General features: G+C 38.1%; 10 protein-coding genes. 7 read left to right on the plus strand and 3 right to left on the minus strand.

The window, feature by feature from the left end; translation table 11 throughout:
* Positions 1–253 precede the first annotated feature (253 nt).
* The 7 genes from CHU_RS17845 to CHU_RS17875 all read left to right on the plus strand — a co-directional run bounded on the left by CHU_RS17845 (position 254) and on the right by CHU_RS17875 (position 10,043).
* Positions 254–2,602: an efflux RND transporter permease subunit gene (locus CHU_RS17845; RefSeq protein ID WP_238379311.1), complete on the plus strand. Its 2,349-nt coding sequence runs from the start codon at positions 254–256 to the stop codon at positions 2,600–2,602.
* Positions 2,592–5,924, plus strand: a complete 3,333-nt coding sequence (gene ileS / locus CHU_RS17850) for an isoleucine--tRNA ligase (protein ID WP_011587014.1) — start codon at positions 2,592–2,594, stop codon at positions 5,922–5,924. Before CHU_RS17845 ends, ileS begins: the two co-directional genes overlap by 11 nt.
* Before the next feature lie 74 nt (positions 5,925–5,998).
* A complete protein-coding gene (locus tag CHU_RS17855; RefSeq protein WP_011587015.1) occupies positions 5,999–6,616 on the plus strand; it encodes a lipoprotein signal peptidase in 618 nt (205 codons plus the stop codon).
* Positions 6,617–6,875: 259 nt separating this feature from the next.
* Positions 6,876–7,328: a hypothetical protein gene (locus CHU_RS17860; protein WP_011587016.1), complete on the plus strand. Its 453-nt coding sequence runs from the start codon at positions 6,876–6,878 to the stop codon at positions 7,326–7,328.
* Between the two features lie 165 nt (positions 7,329–7,493).
* Positions 7,494–8,594, plus strand: a complete 1,101-nt coding sequence (locus tag CHU_RS19045; protein ID WP_011587017.1) for a three-Cys-motif partner protein TcmP — start codon at positions 7,494–7,496, stop codon at positions 8,592–8,594.
* A gap of 1 nt (position 8,595) precedes the next feature.
* A complete protein-coding gene (locus CHU_RS17870) occupies positions 8,596–9,324 on the plus strand; it encodes a DUF5131 family protein (RefSeq protein WP_011587018.1) in 729 nt (242 codons plus the stop codon).
* An 8-nt stretch (positions 9,325–9,332) separates the two neighbouring features.
* Positions 9,333–10,043 carry a hypothetical protein gene (locus CHU_RS17875; RefSeq protein WP_011587019.1) on the plus strand — a complete coding sequence of 237 codons (711 nt, stop codon included), beginning with the start codon at positions 9,333–9,335 and terminating at the stop codon, positions 10,041–10,043.
* Positions 10,044–10,075: 32 nt separating this feature from the next.
* Here the strand turns inward: CHU_RS17875 and recG are convergent, their stop codons facing one another.
* The 3 genes from recG to CHU_RS17890 form a co-directional block, all read right to left on the minus strand.
* Complete coding sequence (gene recG, locus CHU_RS17880; protein WP_011587020.1) at positions 10,076–12,166, minus strand: ATP-dependent DNA helicase RecG; 2,091 nt, start codon at positions 12,164–12,166, stop codon at positions 10,076–10,078.
* Between the two features lie 110 nt (positions 12,167–12,276).
* The gene (gene gldD, locus CHU_RS17885; RefSeq protein WP_011587021.1) at positions 12,277–12,867 is read right to left on the minus strand and encodes a gliding motility lipoprotein GldD; all 591 of its coding nucleotides are present in this window, start codon (positions 12,865–12,867) and stop codon (positions 12,277–12,279) included.
* Positions 12,857–13,738 (minus strand): transporter associated domain-containing protein, encoded by an 882-nt coding sequence (locus tag CHU_RS17890; protein ID WP_011587022.1) that lies wholly within the window; start codon positions 13,736–13,738, stop codon positions 12,857–12,859. Before CHU_RS17890 ends, gldD begins: the two co-directional genes overlap by 11 nt.
* Positions 13,739–13,912: the final 174 nt, after the last annotated feature.

The following is a 13,912-nucleotide window of genomic DNA, read 5'->3' on the forward strand; positions in this document are numbered from 1 at the left end:
TTTGGAACATAAAGCGACAATTGATTTCGCGCTTTTAACACGACTTTTAGAAAATACGTACATTTCCACGCAATAAGCAGATTTTCAAATCATTAAATTGATAATCTCCGCATGTTTTTCAGCACACATATCAGCAATTTTGCTTAAATTAGCCACCTTATTTGTAAAGCAGAATATGTGGGTAAAGTTAGGTAGTTTCATTATTAAGTATCGGTTAATCCTTTTAATTGTAACAGGTTCAATTACAGTGTTCATGGGGTACAAGGCCTCAAAAATTGAGATCACATACGACTTTTTGAAAGTTGTTCCGCAGGATGATGCCGATATGGTCTATTTCAAGGAATTCTATAAAATGTTTGGTGAAGACGGCAACATCATGGTTATTGGTGTGCAGGACCCGAAACTTTTCAAACTGGAAACATTCAATAAATTTTACGATCTGTGTTATCAGATCCAGAAATCGGAAGGTGTAAACGACGCTATTTCGTTACCGACATTAAAAATGTTAACGAAAGACACGGTGAATTCCAAACTGGATGTTAAATCGGTATTTACACGAAAACCTGTCACACAGCATGAACTTGATTCGATGATACAGCTGGCAAACGACCAGTTGTTCTATAAAGGCTTAATTGTAAATCCTAATACCAATGCAGCATTGATCGCTGTATCCATTGATTCAAAACAACTGAATTCAAACAACAGACAAAAAGTAGTTTCAAATATTTTAGATTTATCAGCAACATTTAAAAAGGAAACAAACGTTGAAACACACTTTGCAGGATTGCCTTATGTACGTACCATCATGGTTCGCGATGTACAGGCAGAATTCAAGTTCTTCCTGGTGTTATCTATTTTGGTAACCTCATTGATCTTATATTTCTTCTTCAGAAACCTCTACGCGGTATTCTTCACCTTCCTTGTAATTGTTGTAACAGTTGTATGGACAATGGGTACCATCGTTTTACTTGGCTATAAGATCACCCTGCTTACCGGAATGCTTCCGGCATTAATCATCGTGATCGGCATTCCGAATTGTATTTATATGTACAATAAATACCATCAGGAATACCGCAAGCACAGAAACAAAATCAAAGCGATCAGCCGGATTGTAGAGAAGATCGGCTTCCTGACCTTTATGACCAACATGAATACTGCCGTTGGTTTCCTGGTATTATATTTCACCAACATCATCATCATTAAAGAATTCGGCATGGTTGCTGGCTTGATAAGCGCCGCAACGTTTGTGATTACGCTGGTTGTAATACCGACCATGCTGTGTTACCTGCCTGCACCAAGCGACAAGCAGTTAAAACACCTGGACCTGCGTTTTTTAAGGCGTGTGAACAATATGATCCAGTACGTTGTACTACGTTACCGTTCCGTAGTATATATCATCACCGGTTTATTGATCGCTATTTCGATTGTTGGTATTTACCGCATACAGGTTATTTCCTACATGGTGGATGATCTTCCGAAGAGCAGCGGAGTTAAAACGGACTTAGCATTCTTCGAACAGCATTTCAAAGGCGTAATGCCGCTGGAGATTGTGGTTGACTTAGGCAAGAAAAAAGGGATACGGATTCCGGCAAATTTGAAAAAACTGGACGAGCTTGAAACCTATTTAAAATCACTGAACAATGTTTCGCCACCGCTTTCCGTACTGAATATTATAAAAGGTGCAAAGCAGGCTTATTATAACGGCCTGCCGGATTTCTATGAAATACCGAGCAAGCAGGAAATGGTTTCGTTGTCGTCGTTCATGAAAACAAATGATAAGTCAGAAGACAAATTGATGCGCTCGTTTGTTGATTCTACCGGACAGTATGTACGTTTTACCTGCAAGGTTGCGGATATGGGAACAGAAAAGATGGCAGCATTGGTTGAAAAAAATATCACACCTAAAACAAAAGAAATATTTACGGACTCTACACAAAAGGTTCATATTACAGGCACAACATTATTATTCTTAAAAGGAAATCAGTATCTGATCAACGATTTATCTGAGTCGCTGGTTTGGGCATTTGCATTGATCTCGCTGATGATGGCATTCATTTTCACCAATCCTAAGATCATCATCATTTCATTGATCCCGAACATGATCCCGATCTTAATGACAGCAGGCATTATGGGCTTGTTTAACATTCCGTTGAAACCAAGTACAGCATTGATCTTTGGCATTTCATTCGGCATTTCGATCGACAGTACAATCCATTACCTGAGCAAGTTCAAGCAGGAATTAAAGCATTACAAAGGAAGTGTAATGCAGGCAGTAGTAAAATCACTGGAAGAAGAAGGCGTGAGCATGATCTATACATCGATCGTTTTATTCTGCGGTTTCCTGATCTTCGCATTTTCTGATTTTGGCGGAACGATTGCCCTGGGAATTTTAACGTCTTTAACATTGTTCTTTGCTATGTTCACCAACTTAATTGTTTTGCCGGCATTGCTGTTAACATTCAGCAGCGGCGAAAAAATTAATCTGTACCCGATCATTAAAGATAAACACGAAAAAATACACACTGAAGATGACGATATGGAAATCGATCTTCAGCGTTTAGAAATCAAAACACCTAGAAACGAGGAGAGCCGTGAAGTATAACGAAAAGAAAACAGAACTGTCTGAAGTTGGAAAGGAAGTACAACAGTTTTGGAATGATAAAAAAATATTTGAAAAGTCTGTAGAGACACGTGAAGGCAATCCAACATTCACGTTCTACGAAGGTCCGCCATCTGCAAACGGCACGCCTGGTATTCACCATGTGATGGGCCGTACGGTGAAGGATATTTTCTGCCGGTTTAAAACCATGCAGGGCTTTCAGGTAAAACGCAAGGGCGGCTGGGATACACACGGCCTGCCTGTTGAATTGCAGGTTGAGAAAGAACTTGGTATTACCAAAGAAGATATCGGGAAGAAAATTACGGTAGAGCAGTATAATCAAAAGTGCCGCGAAGCGGTAATGAAATACAAATCGCAGTGGGATGAACTTACCGTGAAGATGGGTTATTGGGTTGATCTTGAAAAGCCATACATCACGTTTGAGAACAACTATATTGAATCGGTTTGGTACCTGTTAAAAGAATTTCATCAGAAAAAACTTTTATATAAAGGCTACACGATCCAGCCGTATTCGCCTGCTGCAGGTACAGGTTTGAGTTCACACGAATTAAACCAGCCGGGTACATACAAAGATGTGCGCGACACAAGTGCGGTAGCACAATTCAAGCTGAAAGCAAATCCGAAGTTTGCAGACAACACCTATTTCCTTGCATGGACAACAACACCATGGACATTGCCTTCTAACAGTGCATTGGCTGTAGGAGAGAATATTGAATATGTATTGGTTTCAACATTTAACCCATACACGTTTAAGCCCGTTCAGGTAATTCTTGCGAAAGCCTTGCTCGGAAAATATTTTTCTGAAAAAGCGAAAGACCTTTCTTTAGAAGCATATAAAGATGGAGACAAACTGATTCCCTTTAAAATACTTCAAAGCTATAAAGGTAAAGATCTTGTTGGCATTGAATACGAACAGCTGATGCCGTACCTGCAGCCTGAAACACCGGCGTTCCGTGTAATCGCGGGCGACTTTGTAAGTACGGAAGATGGTACAGGTATTGTACACATTGCGCCTACCTTTGGTGCAGACGATGCGCGTGTAGCTAAACTTGCCGGCATTCCTTCGATCGTTACAAAAGATGACCGCGGAAACGAATATCCATTGGTTGATAAGCGCGGCAGGTTTACTAAAGAAGTAACGGACTTCGCAGGCGAATATGTAAAAGAAGCGTACCTAACCGATGAAGAAAAAGAAGCGGAACGTGTTAAACAAGGCAGAGATAAATACCTGAGTGTGGATGAACGTATTTCAATTAAATTGAAAGAAGCGAACCGTGCATTCAAGGTTGAAAAATACGAACACAGTTATCCGCATTGCTGGAGAACAGATAAGCCGGTGCTTTATTATCCATTGGATTCCTGGTTCATCAAAACAACAGCAAAAAAAGAACGTCTGGTTGAACTGAATAAAACCATTAACTGGAAACCTGAATCTACAGGCGTTGGTCGCTTCGGCAACTGGCTGGAAAATCTGGTTGACTGGAACCTTTCGCGTTCTCGCTATTGGGGAACACCGCTGCCGATCTGGCGTTCAGAAGATGGCTCTGAAGAGAAATGCATCGGTTCGATTGAAGAATTGAAAACTGAAATTGCAAAAGCACAAAAAGCAGGCATCGAAACGGCAACAGATATTAAAGATTTACACAGGCCATACGTAGATAACATTGTTCTGGTAAGTGATTCCGGCAAGCCGATGAAACGCGAGCTGGACCTGATCGACGTGTGGTTTGATTCCGGTGCGATGCCGTATGCGCAGTGGCATTACCCGTTTGAAAATAAAGAATTATTCAACAATAATTATCCGGCAGACTTTATTGCAGAAGGTGTGGATCAGACACGTGGCTGGTTCTTTACATTGCACGCAATCTCCGGCATGCTGTATGATAAAGTTGCATTCAAAAATGTAATTGCAAACGGATTGGTACTGGACAAGAATGGAAACAAAATGTCTAAGCGTGTAGGCAATGTAGTGAACCCGTTTGAAACGATTGATAAATATGGGCCGGACGCAACACGCTGGTATATGATTACCAATGCACCGCCATGGGACAATTTGAAATTCAATTTAGACGGTATCACCGAAGTGCAGCGCCGTTTCTTTGGTACGCTTCAGAATACCTATTCATTCTTTGCCTTGTATGCGAACTTAGATAATTTCACGTTTGCTGAAGCAGAGATTCCATTGGCACAACGTACCGAAAGCGATCGCTGGATCTTATCGAAACTGCAATCACTGGTTAAAGATGTTGCAGATGCATACAGTGATTACGAGCCGACGAAAGCCGGGCGTGCGATACAGGATTTTGTAGTTGATGATTTGAGTAACTGGTATGTACGTCTGAATAGAAAACGTTTCTGGAAAGGCGAATACAATGCAGATAAAACCGCTGCGTATCAGACATTATATACCTGTCTGGAAACGGTTGCCAAATTAGGTGCGCCGATTGCTCCGTTTTACATGGATAAATTATTCAGCGACTTAAATCAGGTCAGTAAAAAGAATGCTGTTGAATCTGTTCACTTAGCCGATTTTCCGAAAGTGAATGAAGCGTTTTTAGACGTAGAACTGGAAGAACGTATGAGCCTGGCTCAACGCATCTCTTCGCTGGTACACTCGATCCGCAAGGCACAAACGATTAAGGTTCGTCAGCCGCTTTCCAGAATTCTCATCCCGATCTTACAGCCGCATCTGAAAGCACAGATCCAGGCGGTAGAAGATCTGATTAAAAATGAAGTGAATATCAAAGCAGTTGAATATATTGAGGATACTTCCGGCGTTGTTATTAAAACGATCAAACCTAATTTTAAAAAATTAGGAAAAGAATACGGCGCGAAACTGAAAGAGATCGGCAATGCAATTGCTGAATTGCGTGCAGAAGATATTACTGCCATTGAACGCAATGTCTTTGAACTGAAACTTGCAGACGGCACCGTTATCCCGATTACGTCAGAAGATGTTGAGATCCGTTCTCAGGATATTCCTGGCTGGTCCGTTGCTTCTGAAGGCGGCATCACTGTTGCGCTGGATATTACGTTAAGCGACGACCTTCGTAAAGAAGGGATTGCGCGTGATGTTGTAAACCGTGTACAGAATCTGCGTAAAGACATGGGCCTTGAAGTACAGGATAAGATCCGTATCACCATTCAGAAGGTAGACGAATTGATCAATAGTGCATTAAGTGCAAATCAGGAATACATTTGTACAGAGACACAAGCCTTCTCCTTAGAGCTGGTAGAAAAACTGGCAGATGGCAAAGAAGTAGAAATGGATGAGCAAACGCTGATCATGAAAATAGAAAAATAACATTGTATAAAGTGTAGAGTGTAACGTGTAACCGCACTTATTCACTTTACACTCTACACTTTTACACTAATAATATGCGCTATACCAAATATTTTCTTTTAACAATCGGCATCATACTTATTGACCAGGTGATTAAGCTGTGGGTGTTCGAAACGTTCCCTTTTGAAGGATATGAACATCCTTCTTTAAGACTTGGCGACTGGTTTAAATTACATTATATCACCAATGAAGGAATGGCCTTTGGTATAAAGCTGGCTGGCGTGTATGGTAAACTAATTCTTAGTTTATTCCGCCTGGTTGCTATGGTCGGTATTAGTTACTACCTGTATCTTATGGCAAAAAAAGGCATGCACGAAGGTTTTCTGTGGTGCATTGCTTTGATCTTAGGCGGTGCTATGGGTAATGTAGTAGACAGCACATTCTACGGTGTATTTTTAGACTTGCCTACCAGTGATGCGCCGATGCTTTGGTTTCACGGTCGTGTGATAGACATGTTTTATGTAGACATCTGTAATTGTCTGATTCCGGAATGGGTTCCTGTATTAGGCGGAAGCTATTATCCGTTATGGCCGATTTTTAACTTTGCGGATGCTTCCATATTTGTAGGTGTAGCCTTAATTTTAATTTATCAAAAGAAATTCTTTCCGGAGAAAGACGGCGTAAAAGAAAAAGAACAGCACGTGCAGGTATAAACGCTTTCAACCTTATTGGCGTTTTAAAAATTCTTACAAGCACATATCGGCCAGACGGTTTTTTGCCGACCGACCGATGGCAATATCTGATCGAATACTGATTCATATAAATCCCTCATTTTGTATTTTAAAAACAAAGTGAGGGATTATTTTTAGTGGTATAATATATTTTTTGATCTTCTCATTTAAAATTGAAACCATTATTTTTCAAAACCGTTAAAAAACTCAATTTTAAATTTTATCCCCATAACAGATACATATGAAAAAAATTATTTTGTCTCTTGCTGTAATTTTTGCTGCAACGAGTTTCTCTAATGCGCAAAACTCACTTTCTATCAAACCTATAATGGAAGAAGGGTTAGAGTTTGTAAAAGAAATTGAAAAAAAATATGATGGAAAAGCAATTATCACAAAAGCAGAATTTGATTTTGCCTTAGATGACAATTACACCATGATGGATCTGAATAATACGCTTACCTATGTTTTTGCAGGCTTAGGCGATGAAAACATCTCAGACATTTCGCTGGTTGTATACAAAAATGAAAATGGAAGCTGGGTTAAAGTTTCGGAAGACAGCGAAGTAAAACCATCTGCAGTCGTTTCTTATCAGCCACCATCCACAGGCGAATATGCGGTAGATATTAAAGTAAATAAATATAAGTCAGCAGACAAAATCGGTCACGTAGCCTTATTTGTACTGGCTACAAAATAATTTGGTTTAGTTGTTTAATAAGAAAGTCCGGATGAAAGTCCGGACTTTTTTCGTTTTATATAAATAAATTTCTTTATGATAACTTTTTAACATAAATTCCGCTTTAATAGACATTATCCATTTTTATAAATACATATTTTATTTTCAATTTTATTATACATAACTATGCCAAGAGATATTCACGTCAAACCTTTTGATGAAGGAACAAAAGCAAAACTCTCAATTTTTCAAGATTATTTGAGGGAATGGCTGCCGGTATTTATATCGAAAAGAGATATTTATTGGAACAATATAAACATATATGATTTTTTTGCTGGGCCAGGTAGAGATGTTGCTGGAGTGAAAGGTACACCTTGCATTATTATAGATGAATTAGAGCCCCATCTAGAAAGTATAAGAAATAAAAATCTTAAAGTTAACTTATACTTTAACGAATATGATAAAGCAAAATACGAATTATTAAATGATCATGTTTTACCTAAAGGAAATGAGCAACGAGATTATTATGTCCAAACTGAAAGCTTAGATTTTAAAGTTGCTTTTCAAAAAAGGCTTGCTGAATTAACTACTAACAATAGTGCAAATTTATTATTTCTAGACCAAAATGGCATTAAGCATATAGGAGAGGAGACGTTTAAGCAAATCATAAATATTAAAAGAACAGATTTTTTATTTTTCATTTCTTCGTCAACAATTAAAAGATTTTGTGAACATCCAAATATATTGCAGCATATAAATTTGAGTTCAGAGGATGTAGAGAAAACACCATATGATCAAATTCACAGATTAGTATTGGACTATTATAAAAATTTGATTCCGGCTAATAAAGCCTATTACTTAGCACCATTTTCGCTGAAAAAAAATGCTGGAGTATATGGATTAATATTTGGGAGTAGTCATGTATTGGGCATGGAAAAATTTTTAACAACATGTTGGAAGGTTGATCCTGAAAGAGGAGAGGCAAACTTTGATATTGATAATGACAAAATAAATCCGGGACAAATCAATATATTTTCAGGTGAAATAAGTAAGCCTAAAAAGGTGGAAATTTTTGAGAAGGAATTGGAAGAAAATATTACAAAAGGAAAAATTAAAACAGACAAGGATGTATATTTGTTTACCATTACCAATGGCTTTTTACCTTCTCATGCAAAGAATGTCTTAAAAAAATTAGCTTCATCGAATAAAATTTCAAAAATGAAGTTTAATATAAGTAGTACGATCTGTAAAATTGGAGCGAGTTTAACTCCTATAAAATTAAATTGATATGGCACAATCAAGTATTGAATGGACAGAAATGACATGGAATCCTACTACTGGGTGTACAAAAATTTCTGCTGGTTGCAAATTTTGTTATGCTGAAATAATGTCCAAGCGGCTTAAGGCAATGGGCATTGATAAGTATAAAGATGGATTTAAAGTTAATATATATCCCGATGCCCTATCAATTCCTTACACTTGGAAATCGTCAAAAGTGGTTTTTGTCAACTCAATGAGTGATTTATTTCATGAAGATATACCTTTAGATTATATTAAAAAGGTATTTCAGGTTATGAATGAAAATCCACAACATGTTTTTCAGGTTTTAACTAAAAGAGCAGAACGATTATTTGAAGTATATAAAGAATTGAAGTGGACTCATAATATCTGGATGGGCGTTTCAGTTGAAAATGATAAAGTAAAAAATCGAATTGATCTTTTAAGAAAAACTTCTGCAAAAGTGAAGTTCCTTTCATTAGAACCTTTAATAGGACCATTGCCGAAATTAAATTTAAAAAAAATTGACTGGGTAATAGTTGGTGGCGAAAGTGGCCATAGACCTCGACCAATGGATTCAGACTGGGTTTTAGATATTCAAGAGCAATGTCTTAAATCAGATGTCGCATTTTTCTTCAAGCAATGGGGAGGTAGGAATAAAAAGGCCAATGGTCGTTTATTGAATGGAAGAACATATGATGAAATGCCAGAAATTATGGAAATAGAGAAAGTTAAATAGACATATAAATGATAGATTATATTAAAGAATTTTGTCTTACAAAGGGAATAAAATATTTTTATGTTTCATCATTTAATGAAAACGGAAATGTATTTGATTTCGATAATACAAGCCAATCCATAAATGATTTTTTAAACTTTGGACTTTTAATGGATCAAAAGTATTTACTAATAGAGAAGGAAATTTTCAATTCTGCAATTGAAGATCCAGAAGAAGAATTCGAAAAATATGACCAACAGATTGGCTGTTTAACATTATACTGGCTCAGTAATGGAATAATTCACAAATTTGAGCATTTAGAAAGTTGGTATGATGAATACTTAAATGGAGCAAACAATTCAGAGGGTTCCATTTTTGATGAAGATTTTTCTAGCAATCCAATTAGGCTTTCTAAAGTTGTAATTGATATTATTATTAATAGTTTTGTTGAAGATGAGAATTATTTTAAATATAATACAAGACCTAGCAAACTAGAATCAATTCTTGAGGATATATATCTTAAAAATAATATTGACGGAGAAAATGTTCATTATCAAGATAAACTCGAAATTAAATATAAAGCACAGCAAAAATTCTCTAAATATCATTTAGTTAAAAAAGAAAAAGAATTTTCGAAAGTAATAAAAGATCTTAAAAATAAAGATGGATTAAGTAAAAAAGCCATCATTGCTCAATTAGATATAACTGAAGGAATATACGAAAAGTGTTATAATCAATGAATCGAACAATTTTAAGTATTTATATTCTATTCCTAACTGATCCGGCTCCACTCTTTGCTGTTCTTATTCTTCGACTCCATGTAGCCGCGCAGCATACGATTTTCAGGTTTTAATAATTCCGGATCGCTATCCAACAGATCCATGGCTGATTGGCGGCTTAACTGTAATGTCTGAGAATCCTGTGCAAGATCGGCAATACGCAGATCCAGCACACCGCTTTGCTGTGTACCTGCCAGGTCGCCCGGTCCGCGGAGTTTCAGATCAACATCGGCTATCTCAAAACCGTTTGTGGTCCGCACCATCGTTTCAATACGCGTTTTCGTATTTGCCGATAACTTATGACTGGTCATTAACACACAATATGACTGATCCGCGCCGCGGCCAACACGCCCGCGCAACTGGTGCAGCTGTGAGAGTCCGAAACGTTCTGCATTCTCAATCACCATTACACTGGCATTCGGTACGTTCACACCAACTTCAATAACGGTAGTCGCAACCATGATTTTTGTTTCGCCTTTTACAAAACGCTGCATTTCAAAATCCTTGTCGGCAGGTTTCATACGGCCGTGGAGGATGCCAACCGGAAATTCCGGAAAGGCACGGTTGATGCTTTCAAAGCCATCCATCAGATCTTTCAGGTCCAGCTTCTCATTTTCTTCAATCAGTGGATACACAATGTATATTTGCCTTCCTTCCAGTATCTGTTTGCGGATAAAACCAAATACAAGCAACCGGTCTTTATCAAATTTATGGGAAGTAGAAATAGGCTTTCTTCCGGCTGGCATCTGATCAATAACAGAAATGTCCAGATCACCATATAAGGTCATGGCAAGGGTACGCGGAATGGGCGTTGCTGTCATGACAAGCACGTGCGGCGGCAGTTCCGTATTCTTCTTCCAGAGCTTGGCGCGTTGCGCAACACCAAAACGGTGCTGCTCATCAATAATACATATACCCAGATTCTTGAATTGAACAATGTCTTCCAGAATGGCATGTGTGCCGATTAAAATATTCAGACTGCCATCTAACAGATCACGGTGAATCACATCACGCTCTTTTTTCTTTGATGAGCCTGTAAGCTTCGCAACCGTTAAACCAACTTTGGCTGCGAGTTCTTTCAACCCTTCATAATGTTGTGCCGCCAGAATTTCCGTAGGTGCGATCAGACAAGCCTGGTAGCCATTATCAATAGCCATGAGCATGCACAGAAACCCAACAATTGTTTTTCCGCTTCCAACATCCCCCTGTAAAAGCCTGTTCATCTGCTTTCCCGAACATACATCTTTATAGATTTCTTTTACGACACGTTTTTGCGCGTCCGTCAGATCAAACGGAAGATGTTCTTTATAAAAGACATTTAAGGTTGGAATGTGATTGAATACAAAACCTCTGTAATGTATTTTCCGATATGTTTTCTGATGCAGAAGTTTTATCTGAATTAAAAAAAGCTCTTCAAATTTTAAGCGTGCTTTTGCTTTCTCAACGGAAGCAGCATTTGGCGGAAGATGGATCCATTCCATTGCCTGCGCGCGCGAGATCAGTTTGTATTCATCTATAATAGCAGCAGGCAGAATTTCCGGCAGCTTCGATGCAATTTCTTTAACTAGCTTCTCCGTTAATTTTGAAATCGCTTTGCTATCCATGCCGCGTGCTTTTAATTTCTCCGTGACATTATATACTGGCTGCAACCCTTTTTCAGTTTTATCTTCCGAATAAACTTCCATCTCCGGATGCACAACGTTTAGCTTGCGCCCGTAAAGATTGGGCTTGCCGAAAACAACATAAATAGTATTGGGCAGAATATTTTTTTCGATCCAGGCGCCGCCCTGAAACCACACCAGCTCTAAGATTCCGGTATCGTCCTGCACATAAGCGATCAGGCGTTTCTTTGGTCCGACACCCTGACTGGAAATACCGGTAATGCGTCCGCGTACCTGTATGTACGGTAAGTCTTCATGAATATCTTTAATGGCATAAATCTTACTTCTGTCCTCATGCCGGAAGGGATAGTAATACAGCAAATCTTCAAAAGTAAAAATGCGCAACTCAGTATTAAGCAGCGCGGCCTTTTGCGGACCAATGCCTTTCAGGAACTCTACTTTAGTGTCGAGGATTGTTGACATAAGTTGTTAAAATAACAAATTACAAAAAACAAATTCCAAACGGAATAAGAATATCTGGAAATTTTCACCCGTTTGGAATTTGGGTTTTGCTATTTGAAATTTTAGTTGTCTTATTTAAACTTCAAGGTTTCTATAAGGTGCATGACATCTTCTTTCATGTAACTGATCACGGGTGCAAGCGAATCATTCTTTGTTGATGTTCTGAAATAAACGGCACCGCGTAAAAAGTTTTTCGTTGAATCTGTTACGTGAAACTGAATCTGGCTGGGCACATCGCCACTCAGTTCAAATACTTTTACCGCATAACCATTTTTTGTATCGGTGATCAGTTCATCAATCGCATATGCTTTCACATTATGCTTATTGGCAAGCGTATGAGAATCTTTGATATATTCTTCTAATGTTTTAGGATTATTATTTGTCTTCTTATACGTGATCTGAATGTTGGCTTTGTATTCAGGGTAATAAATATCTATCCAATACGGCTCTGCAGTTTTGGTGGTGTCGGGAACAATTTTCGCAATGCTTGAATATTCAAATGTGTATGGATAGTCACCTGTAAGGGTATCATAACGGTGTGCAGGAAGATCTATTTTATTAAAGCCCTTAGGTTTTGGCATAAAGGCATTTTCTTCATTGCTGCAGGAAGAGACTAAAATAAGTAAACCGAGAATGGATAGAACGAATATATTATTTTTCATTTTCTGAATTTTCTGGAACTGTTACTTTTACCCGAAGAATACGTTTGCTGTTAACGGCATCGATTTTAAAAACATATCCTTCATAAATGATTTCATCGCCAAGGCGCGGGAGATCTGAGTTGATGTTCAGCAGCAAGCCTCCAAGTGTTTCGCTTTCACCTTTTACTTCGTCAAATATATCTTTATCCAGCTCAATTGCTTTATAAAAATCCACCAGCGAAATTTTTCCTTCAAACAAATAACTGGTATCGCTTAGTTGCGCATAGGGTTTTTCATCATCGTCATATTCATCATGAATGTCGCCGACAATTTCTTCAATAACATCTTCCATGGTGATCAATCCGGCAGTACCGCCATATTCATCTACTACAATAGCCATATGCAAATGCTTCAATTGAAATTCACGAAGCAATTCTTCGATCAGTTTAGTTTCAGGAATAAATTCAACAGTACGGATCAGCTGTTGCCAGTTAAAATCTTTTTCCTTGTTATAAAACGGAAACAGATCTTTAATATTTAAAACGCCTTCAATTTTATCAGCAGATTCTTTATAAACAGGAATTCGGGAAAAACCACAGGTACTGATATATTCCTGCAGCTGCTCGTAATTCAGTGCTATATCAACGGCAGCCATATCCATGCGCGGACACATGATTTGCTTAACCATGATATTACCAAATTTAACCAGACCACGGATCATTTCCTTTTCTTCACGCGTACTGAGCGTGCCTTTAGCAGATTCCAGTTCGCGCTCTAATTTTTCAATGTACTCACGCTGACTTTCTGTAATTTCTTGAATACCAAAAAGCTTACGCATGTATTTTGAAAACGCATCCGTAGACTTTTTATTCTGTTTACTCCCTTCGGACATAAAACTCTTAATAGATTTTGTATATAAAATAAGAAAGCCTGTTGCAGGCGCAATGCCGGCAACAGGCTTGTGAATTGCCTATGCAATAAATATAGATTCTACCGGAGAAACTATATTTAAATTGTAAATGGGGTAAGGATCAGCCGATCGTTCCAACAAACAATTCTTTTAGTG

Origin of the sequence: Cytophaga hutchinsonii ATCC 33406, assembly GCF_000014145.1 — a bacterium.
In the GTDB taxonomy this organism is placed as follows: Bacteria; Bacteroidota; Bacteroidia; order Cytophagales; family Cytophagaceae; genus Cytophaga; species Cytophaga hutchinsonii.